Below are 16754 nucleotides of genomic sequence, written 5' to 3'. Positions count from 1 at the left end.
TTTTAATATATAAATCGAATTGAGGCATTCCAATCAAATCGTTTTATAGCATTCAAAACAGTATAAACTACAAAACCGAATATTATGAAATTTTCCAGATTATTCATCAACGGACTGATTATTTTTATAGGGCTAGGATTATACTTCTTGCTCATCGAAGCACTAGACCTAAAAGACCATATTTATCTAAGACTCGTCAATTTTGTCTTTGTAATTTATGGCGTAAACAAAACCATAAAGTCCAATTATCATGATGGCATAAACGGCTATCTGACCAATCTCCTTTCTGGTTTCCTGACCGCCATGGTCGGACTCATTTTAGGACTGGTCGCATTTATGGTCTATGTCGAATACAAAGGTGGCAATGCCTATCTGGAAACTTTTGCAGACAGTTACATCTTCGGCGGTGGCGATCCATCACTCTATCAATTCTGTTTCGGATTATTCATAGAAGGATCGGCAGCATCCATGATTGTTTCTTTTGCCATGATGCAGTATTGGAAAGACAAAGTAGAAAAAATCAACCATGTAGATTAACCTTACAATATAACTTTTAAGAAAAAGGGACTAGCAAATTGCCAGTCCCTTTTTGATTTAATCAACAATCATATGTTTCTAACTTTAGAGAAAAGATTTTTCAACTTATAACGGAATTACCTACTTTTGAAGCAAAACAAATAAGACTAACCATTATGAGTACAATAAGACACGATTGGACCAAAGAAGAAATCATCGCGGTATACAACAAGCCGATGATGGACTTGTTATTTGAAGCCGCATCGGTTCATAGAAAAAACCACGATCCCAATGTGGTCCAAGTATCTACTCTCCTTTCTATAAAAACAGGCGGATGTCCGGAAGATTGCGGTTATTGTCCGCAAGCCGCACGCTATCATACCGGAGTCGAAGGCAATGACCTGATGACCGTTCAACAAGTAAAAGCCCAAGCTTTAAGAGCCAAATCTAGCGGTTCTTCTAGAGTTTGTATGGGTGCTGCTTGGAGAAACGTCAAAGACGGCCCAGAATTCGACCAAGTTTTAGAAATGGTACGAACCATCAACAAGCTAGACATGGAAGTATGCTGTACGTTAGGGATGATTACCGAAAACCAAGCACATCGTCTAGCAGAAGCGGGATTGTATGCCTACAATCACAATCTAGACACTTCTGAAGAATATTATAAAGAAGTAATCTCAACGCGCGGCTACGAAGATCGTCTTCAGACAATCGAAAACGTCCGCAAGACCAACGTAACCGTATGCAGCGGCGGAATCATCGGAATGGGCGAAAGTGTTGAAGACAGAGCCGGAATGCTTGTGGCTTTGGCTTCCTTAAGTCCACAGCCAGAATCAGTGCCCATCAATGCGCTAGTTGCTGTTGAAGGTACTCCTCTAGAAGAAGAAAAGCCAGTTGAAATCTGGGAAATGATACGAATGGTTGCTACGACAAGAATCGTAATGCCAAATACGCAAGTGCGACTTTCTGCAGGAAGAACCAATATGAGCCGCGAAGGACAAGCAATGTGCTTTTTTGCGGGTGCTAATTCTATCTTTGCAGGCGATAAATTGCTGACAACTCCAAATCCAGACGTAAACGAAGACATGAAAATGTTCGAAATGCTCGGCTTGAATCCGCAAAAGCCATTCACAAAAGTTTCGCAACCTAAAACTGTTGAAGCGGCAGATTCTCAATACCAAGCTTTAGGAGAAAAACCGAAATGGACGCGTCCATCGCATAAAATTGAAAGAAACCTTGAAGCTTCAGGCAAAAAGGCGTAATCAAAAAGACAAAACAAGACCAAAAGCTTTTCCCTAACCGGAAAAGCTTTTTTTATTCCTTTTTCTCTATCCCGCCACGCAACCATTTGTGCAATACTTATTCTTATATTTGAATAAAAAATCTTCCCCGATGCCTAAAAAAGTCTGCCGAATCAAGTCCGCTTATTTCACGTTCTTGCTATGCCTTCTTTTTATGCCTAAAATTCAGGCCAATACGCAGGCTCATTGCGATTCTCTTATCGTTTCCGGAATTAATTACATGTGGAAAAAAGACCATGTCAAGTCTCTTGAATTGCTTACCCAGGCTAAAAATCTTGCCGACAAAAACAGATGGTACAAGCAGCTATTTCTCGCGACAAATAATATCGGCGCCAACTATTATACCATGCTCGATTATGGCGAAGCCTTAAATCATTATCTCGAAAGCTATACGATTGCCGTAAAACATCTGGAGCCTAAATATGAAATGGTCGTCTTGAACAACATTGCCATCTTATATTCTAAAGAAAAAAATTACGAGAAAGCGAACGAATACTTCAAGAAGGCTTATGATATAGCCCAAGAAAACAACGACAAGCTTAAGGTCGGTCTCTATGCCATGAATCTCGGGAATGTCGCCAACGAAACAAACAACCTAAAGGAAGCCCGAGCCTATTTTAACGAAGCGCTGCCTTTATTAGAATCACAGCCGCAACTTCATATCTTGGCCAGGATAGCGATTGCAGAAAATGAAAACCTGCAAGGAAATTCAAAACAGGCGCGAACCGTAGCCGAAGAACTCTACAAAACAACCAAAGATTTAGAGTATAACGACATCGGCATTTCCCTGCTGATGATTATTTCCAAAAGCTATCTGAACGAAAACAACCTCGATATGGCGAGCCATTATGCCAATAAAATTTTTGAAAGAAAGCCCAACCTCGAAACAAAAATCAATATTTTCAGGCTTTTGTCTGATATCAATTTCAAGAAAGAAAAATACGGACTCGCTTTAAATTATAGAGATTCCATCATAAAAACTGAAGGAGAACTCAACGAAATCAAAAACGGAAAAGTTTTCGAAAACAGCAGAGTCAAGTTTGAGATTGAAAATTACAAGAAAAAAATAGCCGAAAACGAATCGAAGATAGCCGACGAGCGCAAGCTTTTTTATTCGATAATTGCCGTCATCTTTATAATCGTGGCGTTTATCGTTTGGGCATTGAGAAATCTATCCATCAAATACAAACAGAGAAAACTGATTGCCGAAAGAAACGAACAAATCGTGCTTTTGGAACTTGAAAAAGAAAAAAGCGACAATCTTTTGCTCGAAAAAATGTTCAAGGAAAAAGAAACCAGCGCCCTGCTCGAGCAAGAACGCCTAAAGAACGAAATCGAGCTAAAGAACCGGAAGCTTTCGGCAAAAGCACTTTATCTTTCTGGACGGAATGAACTTATAGAAGAAACGCTACAGTCCTTATCAAAACTTCCTGAAATTTCCAAAGACCCCGCTTTGGTGAATCATATAAAAACCTTGAAAGAACATCTCAAGACAGATGATGAATGGGACAGCTTTATCACGCATTTCGAAGAAGTCAACCAAACTTTCCTAAACAACCTAAAAGAAAAGCATCCGAAGCTGAATTCAAACGATATCCGCTTTATAACTTACATCTACATGAACCTCAGCACCAAAGAAATTTCTTCGATGCTGAACATCACCGCCGATGCCTGCAGAAAAAGAAAGGAGCGAATTGCTGCCCGTATGGAACTGCCGCACGATATTCATCTATACGATTATTTATCAACGCTTTAGGATACTAAATCACACTTTGTCCTAAAGAGTGTCACACTATGTCCGCGTGATTTTTTTGATTTAGCATTTGTTTTTTTGAAAATTTAGAAAAACAAAAAATGTCTATTATGAAAAAAATTACCATTGCTTTACTGCTTCTTTGGAGCTTTGCAGGCCAAGCCCAAATCAGTTATGAAGCTTCCACGAATTTCGGAAAACTAGAAGACCTGACGTATGATGCGACCGTCGAAAATAGAATCTATGCCCTTACGCAAGGAAACCATATCGTAACTTCTATAGATAACGGATTGACTTGGAGCGTAAAATATGCTTTCCCTGACCCAAGCGCTACAATAACAGATATGAAACTATTTGGCCAATCGGCATTGAGTTTTGTAATCATAAATGGCGGCACGCAAGACGGAGTTTATCTTTTTGATATTGCTACAAATGCGATTACCCGTTTTTATCCTATCCCGAATCCGATGGATAATGCGCAAATCATGTCGTATTCTTTCTATGATACGACTGGTACTGATTTGATCGTACATACTTCCTATTCGGAAGGATTTACGGCAAGAACAAAAGTTTTTCACACGAACAACGTAGGGTCGACATGGAATATGATTTATTTCAGTGCAGATCACGACGATGTGCATATCAACAATGTTGCCTTCAGCCCTATCTCAAAATCTAAATTTTATATGGGAAGATCGCTTGGGCCGAACGGAATTAACGGAGGCTTGTATATTACAGAAGATTTCGGCGCCACTTGGACCGAAAGACTGCCTGGCTTTACCTTCAGCGAAATCACTTTCAATCCACAAAACGGCAATGACATCCTAATCGGAACAAGTATCGGCTTCGGAATTCATGCCGAACGTGTCTATCGTTCAACGGACGGCGGAACTACTTGGACAAATCTTCCTATTACTTGGACTGATCAGACGTTGAATAATATTACCAAAATCGCATTCCACCCGACAAATCCAAACTACATCATCTTGCTGGAAGAAAACGAAATCGTGAAATCTACAGATGGCGGATTGACATGGACGAATACTTTTTATCCTGAAGGCTCTACATCTTATTATTACGGACTGAATGCTTCGTACAATCCATTCAACCTAAACCAAGTGGCTATTACTACCGATTTGTTTCCGCAATTCTCTAATGACGGCGGTACTACCTTGACTCAAATCAGAGCGCCATATTATAATGTAATAAGCGTTACGCATGCCAAATATGCTGCCAACAAACATCTGTTTTATGGTTCCCAAGGCGGAAGGTTACACAAAAACTTAGGAACAGGAGTGACTTCTATTTATGATATCGAGCCGCCAACATCTTTTAATCCAAAAAGAAATTATATGATAGCGGATCCTGTAGTAGCCGGTCGTGTTTTCACCTATGCCTCAATGGGCTTTTTTGGAAGCACTCTAAATGTAAGCACTGATTATGGCGCAACAGCGACTTCTTTGATGAGTGCTTTTGCAGACGACATGCAAGACTTGATTGTTGATCCTAGCAACACGAATATTATCTACGTTTCATTGAGATCGGGCGAAGGCGGCAATCTTACCAAAATCAACTTTACCGATTTAGAAAATATTGTTACGGAAGAAATCACAACTCCAGAAGTAAGCGAATTCGGCTACGGAGTCGTTACAGGAATCTCTGTTTCTGCAGCCAATTCAAACGAAATGTACATCGCAAAAGGATCTAAGTTCTTTAAATCTACAGACGGCGGAGTTACGTGGGTTGAAAAGATAAACGGACTTACCATCACCCAAGGCAACGATTTGATTTGGGATATGGCTAGAAATCCGCTTGATCCAAATCATTTTACAGTAACAACCAACTTAGGGGTGTTTACAACACCCGATGCCGGCGAAAACTGGACACAAGTCTTAAGCGGTGTTGATGCCAAAAGAATCAAATATTCTCCTCTAAATAATGGCGTGATGGTGGCAGCTGTACATAGCGCTCAATTTTCTGATGCTTCTATTTATTATACGGTAGACAACGGCACAACCTGGACGCCAGTAACATCACAGCAATTAAACTATGTCCAGTCGTATTCTATGGATTTTGACTTTGATGGCACAACGATCAACGCTTATCTGGCCACAACCGATTTAGGCGTTATCAAATATCCGATACTGAATCTATCATTAGGAACGCATACGCCAGAAATCGCTCAGAATCCGATTTTTATTTATCCAAATCCGGCAAAAGATATCCTGAACATTGGAGTTTCTGGAAATGAATTCGAAATAAAAAGCACTTCTATCTATTCTATCACAGGCCAAAAAGTTTTAGAAAGCACGAGCACTGCCCTAGACATATCAAAACTAAGCAATGGCGTTTATGTCGTAAACGTAGCCGTAGAAAACGGAACAGTATTTTCTCATAAATTGATTAAGAGGTAATTTTTTCAATGTTCCTATTTTAAGATGCTGCAGGTCGCTTTTAGGCCTGCGGCATTTTTTTATGCCAAAATTTAAGACATTGCCCTTTACAGTTTCATAATCCTTTAGTAACTTTGTTATAAACCATTATCTCAAACCATCTATTGTATGCCGTTGCATTTGACAGAAATTGAGCGAGTAAAAACGATCTCAAAAGAAGATTTTTATACTAATTATGTAAAGAAACAAAAACCTTTGGTCATTGAAAGGCTAACGGAAGATTGGCCAGCATACGAAAAATGGAGGCTCAATTATATTAAGCATATTGCCGGAGAAAAAACGGTACCGCTGTATGATGACCGTCCGGTAAACCACGAAGACGGCTTCAATGAGGCACATGCCAAGATGAAAATGGCAGATTATATTGACTTATTGCAGTCTAAGCCGACCAACTACAGGATCTTTCTTTATAACCTGATGAAAGAAGTACCTTCTCTAAAATCAGACTTCAAATGGCCTGACATTGGGCTTAAGCTGGTGAAACAGCTTCCGATGCTCTTTTTCGGGGGAGAAAACTCCAAAGTATTTATCCATTACGACATTGATTATTCCAATATTCTGCATTTCCATTTCCACGGAAAAAAGCAATGCATTCTTTTTGCGCCCGACCAGACTCCTTATCTGTATAAAGTACCTCATGCTCTAATCTCTAGAGAAGATATCGACTTCGATAATCCGGATCTAGAAAAATGGCCAGCGTTAAAAAAAGCAAAAGGATTGATCTGCAATCTAGAACATGGCGAAATGCTCTATATGCCCGAAGGTTATTGGCATTATATGAAATATATGACTCCAGGATTCTCTATGAGCCTGCGCGCCTTCCCAAGAAAAATAACCAATCTGGGGAAAGCGGCGTATAACATCTTTATCATGAGGAATTTTGACAACCTGATGCGTAAGTGGAAAGGACAAGCCTGGATTGATTATAAAAACGAACAGGCTATTGTTAGGACACATAAAAACCTGAATATTTCAAGCTAAACCAGCAGAGAGCTGGTTTTTTTTATGCTTTTTGACGCTTATACTAGCGAAGAGCAATTTTACGAATGCTTATTATTATGATCATAGCCGTTTGAAAACGGAAATTTCTATTTATTCAAATGTTCCAAAATTTGAATCATCTCTACCACATAATTTATTTCTAAATTCAGCCTGCTATTGCCATTACATTTAATTTCTACGGCGTCTTCCGTTTCATTATAGTGTAATAGAAGCCGTGAAGTCTCAATTTCCCAGTAATATTCGTTTCCGTTTTTTTTATAAAGCGGATTGGTATAGGGTTTTCTTTTATAATCAGGGTCTTCCCAAATCTGTTTTGAAATATTGGTTAACAATTCAATTATTTCGTCTGTATCAGAAGGCGTTAGTAGGCAACAGTCTTTCTTCTCGTAGTCCAATTGCAACGCAATACAATCTCCGTTTCTTTGAATACGAATAGTTCCTTTTTTCACCAACCAATTATAAACCTGATTTTCCATTTTTTAGTTGTTTTGAGGTGTCCACATTTTTAGGTATTTAAATTTTTTGGGATATTCCTCTCTCGGGCAAAAAGCTAAGCAGACTTCTTTGTTGTCAAGTGAAGATTCCGTCAATAAAACAGAATCGGCCTCGTTTTTATAATTGTCAAAATCAATTTCATCAACAACACAAACTACTTTTTTAAATACTCCATTGATCCATTTTATCATATCCTCATTGTTTTCAAATCTTTTATAACATGCCAATGAAGCGTGCGCGCTTATTACCGGAACTAATTTGTCTGGAATAGTGTCTTTTATGATAATGTACATTTTCATACGATGTTATCAATATTGCATTTAACATTCCTGCACAAGCACCTGCTTGTGGCTATATGTAGTTGTTAGCACGAGCGCAAATCCACGCCATCCAGATTAATGAAAATATTTAAGTCCAATTAGGTTCAAGATATTGTTTATTATTTGTTTTGTCAATATATACAAAATTGCAATAATAATAACTCGAATAATTAATTTGTATTTTTTTTAACCAAAAACAGAAAAGTACTGATAATAGAAAATCAGTACATATAAAAAGGTTAGTACAGCAGCAAGATAGTTTACAGAAATTAGAAAATCTTTGTTATCAGTAAGAATCAAACTAGTTGTTAATAAAAGACTTATTGTTAATGTCCCGCATAACAAATACATATTGAGGACTAGGTTTTCTGTATAATTCTGCTTGCTTTTTCTAAAAAACAAGTAACTCACAATAGAAATAATGGGTACGGTCAGAAAAACTGTAATTTTTGAATAATCCTTTAGTACTTTTAAAAGTCCTTCTACTGTTTTTTTATCGTCATATAAAACAGTAGCATCAACTTTTGCCCATTTTTTCATAAAATAACCTATGGTTATCAGAATAATTATGGTTGAAAAATAATTAAAATGCTTTACTCTTTTTCCTTGTACATATTCTCTGATACTGTGTCCGGGTCTGGTAAATAATTCTTTTATTGTATAGAAAAAGCCTTTGTCAAAGTGAAATATTCCGTGAATAAAATCGTGTTGAAAAACGTGAGTTAACGAAAATCTATGAGTAGATGCTGATTGGCTACAGTTGTCACAAAATTTTCCTGTTATTACTTTATTACAATTTAAACAGTTATGGGTCATTAGTCAGTTAAAATAGAGAGTCAGATTTATATTCTTTGTTATCGTCTGTTGGTAGTGCTCATTTTGCACGAGCGGTATGTTTACCAACGGGGACTAAATTACCAAAATTCCTTTTCACTTTTGAGTTCGAACTCACTATTTGGCTTTGTGATTTTTGTTATTGCTTACAAATGACTCGTAACTATCCCTAGCTTATTATCAATAATCATAATCATTTGGCAACCTCTATGGACATCGATTAAATACTTATGTAGAGAAAAAATGTTACTCAACTCTACTCATTTTGATAAGTTTATCGTCTCCATTTTTTATCGTGATGGTATCGGTTTCATAGTTGTCTTTGGATAATATCACAGTCAAATCATTATTGCTAAAAGCAAAGCCCGTGACGCGGAATAGTTCAAAATATCCATTCTTATCTGAATATATCAAATCATCTTCTGCTATTTTTATGGCTACTTTATCTAAAGGTTTTTTTGTTTCTAAGTCAACAATCATCCCACTTGCTTCTTGAACACCGTCGCAAGAAGTAAGTAATATTAGAAAAAAGAATACTAGAAAATATTTCATATGTTTGCTACGCTTGTGCCTTCTTTAATGAGTTTGTTAAACCTTCCTTTTATAATTTAGACTTCAACTATTTATTCTACCATAATCTTTTTAGTCACCTCTCCTTTATCTGTCTTTACTTGAAGAAAATAAACACCTTTAGAAAGTCCAGAAACCGAAATTGAATTTTCTTTTGTAGTGCGCAAAAGCTGTCCAAGCAAGTCGTAAAGCAATAATTCCGATAGGTGGGCAGCTGCACCGGTACGCACGAAAACACGTTCTGAAGCGGGATTAGGATAGACACTCACACTTTTAGATAAAAAATCATCTGTCCCCAAAGGATTTGCGAGTTTAACTACCCAATAATCAAAACCGCCATGATTTCCGGAAACATCGCCATCATTCGATTTTGAATATCCTGCAAATATATATCCCAAATCTGTTGTTTGCTGGATTGAATGCGCGCCATCTACTGCATCGGGAATAGCGTTAAATCCTTCTTGACCACTGCCTCCTAATGCTTTTTGCCACTCGATACTTCCCTGGCTGTTGAGTTTTACGATCCAATAATTCATATATCCGTTATTTCCAGAAACATTGCCATCATTACTTGTTACAAATCCAAATACTATGTAGCCTCCATCTGCTGTCTGCTGGACCGATTGGGCAAGATCGTTACCGAAGCCTCCTAAGGCTTTCTTCCACTGTATTGCTCCTGTGCTGGATAGCTTCACTACCCAATAATCATCAAAAAGAGGCCCATGGAAACCGGAACCTGCAATATCTCCGTCTTGCGAATAGACATGTCCTGCTATAATATAGCCTCCATCTGTGGTTTGAACCATAGAAGTAAGTATATCCGAACCGGTGCCTCCTAATGTTTTTTTCCATTGAACTTCTTCTATATTATCCAGTTTCACCACCCAATAATCATAACTGCCGTGATTTCCGGAAACATCGCCGTCAACAGACATAGTATAGCCGCCCATGACATAACCTCCATCTGCTGTTTGTTGCACAGTGCGGGCAAATTCCTCGCTTCGTCCCCCTAAACACAGGCTCCAGGCTATGCTGCCCGTTGAAGTCAGCTTTACGATCCAGCAATCGGTCCCTCCGTTGTTTCCGATAATATCGCCTGTATTTTCAGATATCGTATAGCATCCCACAATATACCCTCCATCTGGCATTTGCTGCACAGAAGTGGCCGCATCAATATGACCTCCGCCAAATGTTTTCTGCCATTGGATAGTACCTGCATTATCAAGCTTTATTACCCAGGCATCGCTATTGCCTTGGTTTCTTGTAACATCTCCGTCATTAGAATAGGTAGTTCCTGCAATAACATATCCTAAATCTGCTGTTTGCACAACATAAGAAGCCACCTCGTTGCGAGAGCCGCCAAACGTTTTGCTCCATTCTTTGTTACCTGCTGCAGTGAGTTTTACCACCCAGATATCATCGCCTCCGTGATTGCCCGAAACATCGCCGTCATTAGAAGAAGTGTATCCCGCAACAATATAACCTCCGTCTGCCGTTTGGTAGACAGAGTTGGCATAATCATTACCAGAGCCGCCCAATGATTTTTGCCACTCAATAACTGGCGCTTGCGCAATTCCAAAAAAAGGAAATAATAGAAAAAAATAGAAGTGTTTCATAAGCCTGCTGTTTTAAAAGGTTCTATTGTTTTGTCCAATAAATTGCATTAGGTTCTTGAGGCTGCGAGTGTTTTATTTAGTCTGCTATTATGATTTTATGATTTGAAATTAGTTTTCCGTTTTGCATTAGTTGAGCAAAATATATCCCACTAGTTAAGTTGTCTCTTTTAATAATTATATTTTCTCCATATAAATTATTTACTTCTTTTGCCAACTGTCCGATTGAATTAAATAGTTTTAGCGTTGCATTTTCAAAATTAGATTTTGTGGCTATTAGAAGTTCTGTTTTGAAAGGATTAGGATAGAAGTTAATTTCATGAGTGAAATAGTTTATGTCCTCTGTACTTAACATAGAACAATCGGTGGGTGTTGATTGCCCATTAGCTATTCCGTGGTTATATATATTTATGCCATTTTGTGCACTACAAGTCAAATAGATATAGGGATCACTCATAAACATTTCATATTTCGGTTTTAAAGGATGTCCGTTACTACCAACACCTTCAATCCAAGTTTCGCTATTTCCAGGAAAAGTTCCAATATAATGGATTAAATAAAACATTCTTCTTGTTCCGCCATTTACATTTATGTTTGTAATAGACTGAACCGTATAATTCTTGCCATCACTTAAAATTATATTATCAGAAACTTGCAGGCTAAAGTCATAAAGCAATTGATCTACACCTCCAACATTTCTGTATACTCTTTTGGCAGCAACATCTTCTCTTATGTAATTATCAGAGCTATAAACACTTGGATCCGTAAATTTTTTATAAGTATAAGGACCTATAACAACATCTGTTCCTGAACCAATAACTAAATTTTGGCTGCCTCCAAAACTAGCACTAGCAATATTCCAAGAAGAATTGTTTAACAATGGAATATACGCTTGAGAAAAAGAGTTTTCAACTAAAAAGATTAAAAAGACAAATGCAAAAAGTAATTTTGTTTTCATAGTTAGTTTATTAAACTTTCTGTTTTAGTTTTCTTTTGTGGCAATTCTGCCAGCTCTTAAATATGCGAAAGGCTATTATTATTTTCCTTCAATCAACTTCTCCAACCGCGCCATCATCTCATCTTTTTCCTTTAACATACGCTCATACAAAGCAATTTTTTCTTCATGATTGTAAATCCGCATCTTCTGGTTTCAATAAAGCACAAAACTTGAATTTAGCACTTTCACCACCTGACGCAAACCCTTGTTACCTATTGTTTTTTCTCAGTATTTCGTTCTTTATAAGTTTAATTTTCCCTGTTCCTATTAATTTTGAACCTTCTAAAAATTCAAAAGTTATTCCTTCTGTCAATTTGTATGCAAAATGTTCTACCGAGCTAATTTTTATTTCGGCATTTATAGTTTCTCCAGGAAAGACGATTTCTCTATCTATAAAAGTTTGTTGTCCAGATGTTTGCATTTCGTCAATGTCAAATTTTATTTGCGGTCTATATTTTGACATAGCAGGTGTTGTTCGTCCACCTTTTTCGGTTGGCAAATAGTTTAGTGTTGCTATAAAATCTGCTTCTGAATTGTCAAACTCAAATTTGTGATTGTGAAAATATTCAAAAGCTTCTGCTTCAAGCTCTCCACAGTCCGAGATTAAATTTTCTTGTTCATCATATATTTTAAAAACTTCCTGATTACTCTTTCCAATACTTGTACAACCATCGAGCCCTAACAAAACGGTATAAAATGTATCTGTTAGCAATGATGAAATAATATGCTTTAATTTTTCTGTATGCTCTTGGTTAAGATTTAATTCTTGAATTTTTGTAGAAACATAAGTTCTTCCCTCACTTTCAAAGTCAAAAGAGGATTTGAGTAAATTTATCTTCTCTAAATAAAAATTTTTTGCGAATTCTTCTGTTGTCATTTTTAACTGTTATGTCGTTCTTTAAGCTTGTAGGTAACTCAAATATGCATTAAATCAATTTATCTATTTAAAGTGCGGATAATTTTAACTTAATTGGGCAGAGATTGTAAATTCGTACCATCTGGATGTAGTATCCTATCCAGCAAAGTAAATTTATAGAGGTTTAATGCCTCGAGGAGTAACGATAAAAGCGAAAGGTCTTTTTGCATTCATTTTTTTCTTTATCTCTGGCCAATACTTTATTAGCTGTTCTAACATTTGCCAAAATGAGTAGCCTGTCGACGGAGGTTTAAAAAAGAAAACACCTAAACCATGCTCTTTAAAAAGCTCATTTTGATGCCTCGTTCTGAATATCTTTAAATCTTGAGTTATTATGATTGCATTTTCTTCTCCTGCTTTCGGAATCCAATCCTCATCTTTTGCGCCCCGCCCAAAAACATCACTTATTGAAAGTACTTTTATTGGAGAAGTTTCTTTCAAATTTAAGTGTTGCTGAAAAATATCAAATCCTCTAGCAAGCTGTGGGGCGAAATTTTCGTCAATGTAAATGTTTGTCATTAAGCTGCTGGTTTACAATAAGCAATCGCATCATCTACCTGTTTTAAGGATAAATCATATGAAGCCGCAATAAATTTTTTACTTTCTTTTGATTTGTATAAATTATAAATGGTTTCAGGAAAAATATTTGTTTTATCAATAACAGGTTGACCAAACTGATTATGAGGATTTACAACAATACTGCTTTTTTTACCCATTGGATAAAATTTTTCTGCAAGATTGTTCTTGTCAAAAACTATTTTTTTTGCAAATTCTTGTATAAATTTTAGATTAAGTTGTTTAGTAGCATTAAGATCAACGATATCACCACTCTTAAGTTCAAAAACAATTCGTTTTCCAACGCACCTAATGCTTTCAATAATTTGAGAAACGGCGAAAGGAAATGCAGTTTCATACATATTAGATAATTCACTATGCGCTTTAATTATTTGTTGAGTTGAAACACCAGATTCTCTTAATTGAAAGAAAATATAAAATTCAACTAATGTATGAAAACTAACCGCTTTTGACTTTCCGATTGACCAAGAATATTTTTTCCCTAACTCATCCGAAAAACGCTTATCCCAATATTCATTTAACAAACGTTCAACTTTGAAATACTTCAAATGAAGAATGCTTGCTATATCTGAAATTGTATAAATTCCAATTCCTAGGTCAATTTTATTTTCGAATTTCATAAGTTTATTAATATTCTACAAATTTAAAGTTTTTATCTCATCTCTCCTTCTTATTTAACCTTCCCATCAACCCTTATAGCGTCTATTTCCTCTCCAACAATTTCTCCAACCTCACCATCATCTCATCCTTTTCCTTCAACATACGCTCATACAAAGCAATCTTTTCTTCATGAAGTTGAATCAATTTGTCAATAGGATGAACATGCATTGTACCATAGTTAAATGAGTTATTGAACGCATTTTCACCGAACGTATTCGCAATAATATTCACAGCCTGTTCCTCATCAAAATTCTCAAAAGCTTCTACAGGCACTTTTAATATTTTAGCGACCTGCGCAAGTATGTTGGCTTCTACGGTTTCTTTCTGTTCTAGCAAAGATATTTTCTTTTGGTTCCAGTCGTCACCAAGCTCAAAAGCCAAAGCTTCTTGCTTGATACCCAACATTTCGCGAAAGCGCTTGATGTTTCTTCCTTGGTGTATTTTTTTGTGTGGCATGTCGTTGTGTATCATAATCGTATGTATAAAATTTTTGTTAAATATAGAAAAATTAGTTGATAGTGGGGAGTGGATAGTTGGAAGTGGATAGTGGATAGTTTATAGTTGGAAGTTGAAAGTTGAAAAGTCATAAAGGAGTGAACTAGAAGCTGCAAAACAGAATAAGCAACCTACAAAACCAAAAACATCTTCAAAGCAACAACCCTCTATAAACTACCCACTCCCCACTATAAACTATCCACTATCCACTTCCAACTATCCACTCTAAACTATAAAATATAACTGCTTAGCACATCGCTATATGTCTTTTCGGTCGAACTGCCCACGGGAGCAACCCTAAATTCATACATCTGGCCGCTTTCGAGTTCCGTAAGCACGAGTGTGGTTTTGGTATACACCATAATGTCCCATACTTCTTCGCCCTTTTTGCGGTATTCATACAGGTAGCTTTTTGCGCCGCGAACAGGCTTTAGGCTTAGCTTTATCTTGCCTACATTTTCTACATGTAGGGCAAAGTTTTGCGGTTTCGGCAAAGTACCTACTACATTACGAATCTTACTAAGCGAGAAGCCAGAGCTGGCCAATACAGCATCGTTGCCATCGGCTTCTATCTGTACATAGAGCGCCAGCTTTTCTAACAGCCCAGTCAGCTCTTCTCTTTTGAGATTTCGGGCCAGCTGTTCTGTCTTGCCGCCTTCTTTGGCCTTGATGATGGCAGTATCAAAAGCGGTAGTGGCCGCCTGCAGTTTGGCAAGAGAAGGCACCGGATTAGCGAAATTGACATTGCCGGTCATGCTGTCTACAATCAGTTCTGCCTTTTGTTCTAGGTCAGCATCACTATATCTGCTGAACGATGTGATAATTTTAATCTTCGTCATAATGATTAATTTTTAATGTTAGTATAAAATTTCTGAAACTCCGTATGATCTCTTATAATGCAGCACAAAATCAGCCTGATACGGCATAAAAAAGCTTTTTGCTCTCTACTATTTGCAATTGCAGCATTACATCTGCTTGGCGCTGTTTACAAAAGATTTTTGCTAGATTACATTTTGCAATTGTTATATTACATTGGCCAGATGTAGTCATACAAAACCTTTTGTGCATGCTGTTTTATAGTTGTTGTTTTACTTTTGTCTAATGTTGTATTACAAAAGCTCTTTGCTAGATTGCATTTTGCAATTGTTGCTAGCATCTGCCTGATGTTGATTGCGGCAACTTTTTGCAACATGACATTTTGTAATTGCAGGACAACATCCGTTCTATGTACGCTGAATCGACAGACTGTAATGCTCATTTTTCTGTATGTTATGATCAATAGCTCCATCTACGATTTCTTTTTTGCGAAGCAAACCAAAGTCGGGTTACTTCTGTTTTCTTAATACAATACTAAAAGTTCGATGCTAAAAACGCAACCGAAAAGTAATAAGTGGTCAAATACGGGCGTAAGTGGTCGGTTTTTTGGTGTAACTGTTTTTTTGACTTGGGTAAAATTTGGTGAAATTTGGACAGGATTTGTTAGAATGCCTAAAAACCAAAACAGCACATAAGAGCTGCTGCTTGGTTTTTTATGCTTTTCTAAAGCGCCTTTTTTATACTTTTATAGCCAGCTAAACTTATTTCGTAATGCGCCAAAAACCAGAACAGAAAAGCTTCTCTCTAGAAGAAATCACCAAAAAGGCAGAAATTTATTGTGCCTATCAGGAGCGCTGTCACGAAGAAGTTATCCAAAAGCTAAAAACGTTTACTACCTCACAGACCGTAATCGACTCCGTTATTGTACACCTGATCGAGAACAATTTCTTGAACGAAGAGCGTTTTGCCTGCAGTTTTGCCCGCGGAAAACACCGCATCAAACATTGGGGGAAAATCAGAATCGTTAATGAGTTGAAATCAAGACACATATCCAAATACAATATCGATACGGCACTTAAAGAAATACAAGACGAATATTTCGACACTTTTGATTTGGCTGCCGAAAAATTCTGGGATACGATTTCTGAAAAAAATACCTTAAAAAAGCGCAAAAAGTTCTGCGATTTTTTCCTTCGAAAAGGTTTTGAAAGCAATCTGATTTATGAAAAAGCGATCGAATTAGAAAAATTGGGCTAGAGCTTAGCACACCATTTCTATACCTTTTTTTTAAAAAAAACATATTTTTCCTACAATTTTTACGAAAACGTTTTCGTTGATTTCTGCATTTCGCCGATGAAAAAATACACGTCATCGAAAACCTGAAAAATAGGCACTTAAAAGCTTCTTTTGATGCATAGGCTGGACATACATTTGCCT

At 37.0% G+C, this 16754-nt stretch carries 17 protein-coding genes and 2 pseudogenes; 6 read left to right on the top strand and 13 right to left on the bottom strand.

Annotation, left to right across the window (positions count from 1 at the left end; genetic code table 11):
- The first annotated feature begins 84 nt into the window (after positions 1-84).
- From CLV94_RS08160 to CLV94_RS08140, 5 genes are all read left to right on the top strand, one after another.
- Entirely contained in the window at positions 85-537 is a 453-nt protein-coding gene (locus CLV94_RS08160) for a hypothetical protein (RefSeq protein WP_121375905.1), read from the top strand.
- Between the two features lie 155 nt (positions 538-692).
- Positions 693-1778 carry a biotin synthase BioB gene (bioB, locus tag CLV94_RS08155; RefSeq protein ID WP_121375904.1) on the top strand — a complete coding sequence of 362 codons (1086 nt, stop codon included), beginning with the start codon at positions 693-695 and terminating at the stop codon, positions 1776-1778.
- Positions 1779-1908: 130 nt separating this feature from the next.
- Entirely contained in the window at positions 1909-3573 is a 1665-nt protein-coding gene (locus tag CLV94_RS08150) for a tetratricopeptide repeat protein (RefSeq protein WP_121375903.1), read from the top strand.
- Positions 3574-3680: 107 nt separating this feature from the next.
- Positions 3681-5984, top strand: coding sequence for a VPS10 domain-containing protein (locus tag CLV94_RS08145; RefSeq protein WP_170148765.1), 2304 nt, complete (start codon positions 3681-3683; stop codon positions 5982-5984).
- Between the two features lie 147 nt (positions 5985-6131).
- Complete coding sequence (locus CLV94_RS08140; RefSeq protein ID WP_121375901.1) at positions 6132-7004, top strand: cupin-like domain-containing protein; 873 nt, start codon at positions 6132-6134, stop codon at positions 7002-7004.
- Positions 7005-7111: 107 nt separating this feature from the next.
- Here CLV94_RS08140 and CLV94_RS08135 read toward each other — a convergent pair whose 3' ends face one another.
- From CLV94_RS08135 to CLV94_RS08080, 13 genes and pseudogenes are all read right to left on the bottom strand, one after another.
- A complete protein-coding gene (locus CLV94_RS08135) occupies positions 7112-7501 on the bottom strand; it encodes a hypothetical protein (RefSeq protein ID WP_121375900.1) in 390 nt (129 codons plus the stop codon).
- A gap of 3 nt (positions 7502-7504) precedes the next feature.
- The gene (locus tag CLV94_RS08130) at positions 7505-7819 is read right to left on the bottom strand and encodes an aminoacyl-tRNA hydrolase (RefSeq protein WP_121375899.1); all 315 of its coding nucleotides are present in this window, start codon (positions 7817-7819) and stop codon (positions 7505-7507) included.
- A 207-nt stretch (positions 7820-8026) separates the two neighbouring features.
- Positions 8027-8380, bottom strand: a complete 354-nt coding sequence (locus CLV94_RS17165; RefSeq protein WP_245982510.1) for a hypothetical protein — start codon at positions 8378-8380, stop codon at positions 8027-8029.
- Between the two features lie 27 nt (positions 8381-8407).
- Positions 8408-8656: pseudogene (locus CLV94_RS17160) on the bottom strand (DUF3667 domain-containing protein); the annotation flags it as partial.
- Between the two features lie 264 nt (positions 8657-8920).
- Positions 8921-9154, bottom strand: a complete 234-nt coding sequence (locus CLV94_RS08120) for a hypothetical protein (RefSeq protein ID WP_121375897.1) — start codon at positions 9152-9154, stop codon at positions 8921-8923.
- 143 nt (positions 9155-9297) lie between these two features.
- Complete coding sequence (locus CLV94_RS08115) at positions 9298-10860, bottom strand: T9SS type A sorting domain-containing protein (RefSeq protein ID WP_121375896.1); 1563 nt, start codon at positions 10858-10860, stop codon at positions 9298-9300.
- A 76-nt stretch (positions 10861-10936) separates the two neighbouring features.
- Positions 10937-11815 carry a T9SS type A sorting domain-containing protein gene (locus CLV94_RS08110; protein WP_121375895.1) on the bottom strand — a complete coding sequence of 293 codons (879 nt, stop codon included), beginning with the start codon at positions 11813-11815 and terminating at the stop codon, positions 10937-10939.
- Between the two features lie 78 nt (positions 11816-11893).
- Positions 11894-11983: pseudogene (locus tag CLV94_RS17155) on the bottom strand (XRE family transcriptional regulator); the annotation flags it as partial.
- A 79-nt stretch (positions 11984-12062) separates the two neighbouring features.
- The gene (locus CLV94_RS17240) at positions 12063-12731 is read right to left on the bottom strand and encodes a hypothetical protein (protein WP_317125111.1); all 669 of its coding nucleotides are present in this window, start codon (positions 12729-12731) and stop codon (positions 12063-12065) included.
- Between the two features lie 153 nt (positions 12732-12884).
- On the bottom strand, positions 12885-13289 hold the full coding sequence (locus CLV94_RS08095) for a PIN-like domain-containing protein (RefSeq protein WP_121375894.1): 405 nt from the start codon (positions 13287-13289) through the stop codon (positions 12885-12887).
- Positions 13289-13966, bottom strand: a complete 678-nt coding sequence (locus CLV94_RS08090; RefSeq protein ID WP_121375893.1) for a DUF433 domain-containing protein — start codon at positions 13964-13966, stop codon at positions 13289-13291. Before CLV94_RS08090 ends, CLV94_RS08095 begins: the two co-directional genes overlap by 1 nt.
- Before the next feature lie 82 nt (positions 13967-14048).
- On the bottom strand, positions 14049-14477 hold the full coding sequence (locus CLV94_RS08085) for a helix-turn-helix domain-containing protein (RefSeq protein WP_121375892.1): 429 nt from the start codon (positions 14475-14477) through the stop codon (positions 14049-14051).
- Between the two features lie 254 nt (positions 14478-14731).
- Complete coding sequence (locus CLV94_RS08080) at positions 14732-15340, bottom strand: fibronectin type III domain-containing protein (RefSeq protein ID WP_121375891.1); 609 nt, start codon at positions 15338-15340, stop codon at positions 14732-14734.
- Between the two features lie 748 nt (positions 15341-16088).
- On the opposite strand from CLV94_RS08080, the gene CLV94_RS08070 reads away from it, so the two are divergent.
- The gene (locus tag CLV94_RS08070; protein WP_121375889.1) at positions 16089-16574 is read left to right on the top strand and encodes a regulatory protein RecX; all 486 of its coding nucleotides are present in this window, start codon (positions 16089-16091) and stop codon (positions 16572-16574) included.
- The last annotated feature ends 180 nt before the right edge of the window (positions 16575-16754 follow it).

Source organism: Flavobacterium endophyticum, from assembly GCF_003634455.1.
Lineage (GTDB): Bacteria > Bacteroidota > Bacteroidia > Flavobacteriales > Flavobacteriaceae > Flavobacterium > Flavobacterium endophyticum.
Note: the sequence above shows the minus strand (reverse complement) of the source record. Positions and strands in the feature narration are given on the sequence as shown.

What these genes read in the sequence shown, in the direction of transcription:
- CLV94_RS08160 (WP_121375905.1), top strand. Translation starts at nt 85, where the DNA reads ATGAAATTTTCCAGATTATTCATCAACGGACTGATTATTTTTATAGGG.
- bioB (WP_121375904.1), top strand. Translation starts at nt 693, where the DNA reads ATGAGTACAATAAGACACGATTGGACCAAAGAAGAAATCATCGCGGTA.
- CLV94_RS08150 (WP_121375903.1), top strand. Translation starts at nt 1,909, where the DNA reads ATGCCTAAAAAAGTCTGCCGAATCAAGTCCGCTTATTTCACGTTCTTG.
- CLV94_RS08145 (WP_170148765.1), top strand. Translation starts at nt 3,681, where the DNA reads ATGAAAAAAATTACCATTGCTTTACTGCTTCTTTGGAGCTTTGCAGGC.
- CLV94_RS08140 (WP_121375901.1), top strand. Translation starts at nt 6,132, where the DNA reads ATGCCGTTGCATTTGACAGAAATTGAGCGAGTAAAAACGATCTCAAAA.
- CLV94_RS08135 (WP_121375900.1), bottom strand. Translation starts at nt 7,501, where the DNA reads ATGGAAAATCAGGTTTATAATTGGTTGGTGAAAAAAGGAACTATTCGT.
- CLV94_RS08130 (WP_121375899.1), bottom strand. Translation starts at nt 7,819, where the DNA reads ATGAAAATGTACATTATCATAAAAGACACTATTCCAGACAAATTAGTT.
- CLV94_RS17165 (WP_245982510.1), bottom strand. Translation starts at nt 8,380, where the DNA reads ATGAAAAAATGGGCAAAAGTTGATGCTACTGTTTTATATGACGATAAA.
- CLV94_RS08120 (WP_121375897.1), bottom strand. Translation starts at nt 9,154, where the DNA reads ATGATTGTTGACTTAGAAACAAAAAAACCTTTAGATAAAGTAGCCATA.
- CLV94_RS08115 (WP_121375896.1), bottom strand. Translation starts at nt 10,860, where the DNA reads ATGAAACACTTCTATTTTTTTCTATTATTTCCTTTTTTTGGAATTGCG.
- CLV94_RS08110 (WP_121375895.1), bottom strand. Translation starts at nt 11,815, where the DNA reads ATGAAAACAAAATTACTTTTTGCATTTGTCTTTTTAATCTTTTTAGTT.
- CLV94_RS17240 (WP_317125111.1), bottom strand. Translation starts at nt 12,731, where the DNA reads ATGACAACAGAAGAATTCGCAAAAAATTTTTATTTAGAGAAGATAAAT.
- CLV94_RS08095 (WP_121375894.1), bottom strand. Translation starts at nt 13,289, where the DNA reads ATGACAAACATTTACATTGACGAAAATTTCGCCCCACAGCTTGCTAGA.
- CLV94_RS08090 (WP_121375893.1), bottom strand. Translation starts at nt 13,966, where the DNA reads ATGAAATTCGAAAATAAAATTGACCTAGGAATTGGAATTTATACAATT.
- CLV94_RS08085 (WP_121375892.1), bottom strand. Translation starts at nt 14,477, where the DNA reads ATGATACACAACGACATGCCACACAAAAAAATACACCAAGGAAGAAAC.
- CLV94_RS08080 (WP_121375891.1), bottom strand. Translation starts at nt 15,340, where the DNA reads ATGACGAAGATTAAAATTATCACATCGTTCAGCAGATATAGTGATGCT.
- CLV94_RS08070 (WP_121375889.1), top strand. Translation starts at nt 16,089, where the DNA reads ATGCGCCAAAAACCAGAACAGAAAAGCTTCTCTCTAGAAGAAATCACC.